1 protein-coding gene is annotated in these 1,298 nt (G+C 71.4%); it reads left to right on the plus strand.

Annotation, left to right across the window (positions count from 1 at the left end; all coding sequences use genetic code 11):
* The first annotated feature begins 235 nt into the window (after positions 1-235).
* Complete coding sequence (locus ACFW9D_RS38515; RefSeq protein WP_384630145.1) at positions 236-1,228, plus strand: malate dehydrogenase; 993 nt, start codon at positions 236-238, stop codon at positions 1,226-1,228.
* Positions 1,229-1,298: the final 70 nt, after the last annotated feature.

Below are 1,298 nucleotides of genomic sequence, written 5' to 3' on the forward strand. Positions count from 1 at the left end.
CCCTCCTCGCCCCCGGCCCGCCGCGGCCCCCGCCGCCCCCCCGCCGGCCCCCGCCCCCCCCGCTTCGGTGTGAACAGGTCTGCGGTCCGTGACTCGCAGGAGTGCACTACGGTGCGGCTGTGGGCTGAGCCACACGAACCGGTAGGTCCGCCCGGGTTGGGGCGCGATAGCCTGACGGGCGGATCTCTTGATGTAGAGAGATCGATCAAAACCCCGCTGTCCTACGGAGAACGCCATGACCCGCACTCCTGTGAACGTCACCGTCACCGGCGCCGCCGGCCAGATCGGCTACGCACTGCTCTTCCGCATCGCCTCTGGCCACCTGCTCGGCGCGGACGTGCCGGTCAAGCTGCGCCTCCTCGAGATCCCGCAGGGCGTCAAGGCCGCCGAGGGCACCGCCATGGAGCTCGACGACTGCGCCTTCCCGCTGCTCAAGGGCATCGACATCTTCGACGACCCGAACCAGGGCTTCGAGGGCGCCAACGTGGCCCTCCTCGTCGGCGCGCGCCCGCGCACCAAGGGCATGGAGCGCGGCGACCTGCTGGCCGCCAACGGTGGCATCTTCAAGCCGCAGGGCAAGGCCATCAACGACCACGCCGCGGACGACATCAAGGTCCTCGTCGTCGGCAACCCGGCCAACACCAACGCCCTGATCGCCCAGGCCGCCGCCCCGGACGTACCGGCCGAGCGCTTCACCGCGATGACCCGCCTGGACCACAACCGCGCGCTGACGCAGCTGGCCCAGAAGACCGGCGCGTCGGTCGAGGACATCAAGCGCCTCACCATCTGGGGCAACCACTCCGCCACCCAGTACCCGGACATCTTCCAGGCGTCCGTCGCGGGCAAGCCGGCCATCGAGGCCATCGGCGGCGACGAGAAGTGGCTGGCCGACGAGTTCATCCCGACCGTCGCCAAGCGCGGCGCCGCGATCATCGAGGCCCGCGGCGCGTCCTCGGCCGCCTCGGCCGCGAACGCCGCGATCGACCACGTGCACACCTGGGTCAACGGCACCGCCGAGGGCGACTGGACCTCCATGGGTATCCCGTCGGACGGCTCCTACGGCGTCCCGGAGGGCCTGATCTCCTCGTTCCCCGTCACCACCAAGGACGGCAAGTACGAGATCGTCCAGGGCCTGGACATCAACGAGTTCTCGCGGGCGCGGATCGACGCGTCGGTGAAGGAGCTGGCGGAGGAGCGCGACGCGGTCCGCGGCCTCGGCCTGATCTGATCCCGGCTCCACGACGCGGGTAGCCACCCGCGGGGGGGGGGGGGCGCCCCCCCCCCCGGGGGGTGTGGTT

The organism is Streptomyces sp. NPDC059524 (genome assembly GCF_042749255.1).
GTDB classification, from domain to species: Bacteria; Actinomycetota; Actinomycetes; order Streptomycetales; family Streptomycetaceae; genus Streptomyces; species Streptomyces xanthii.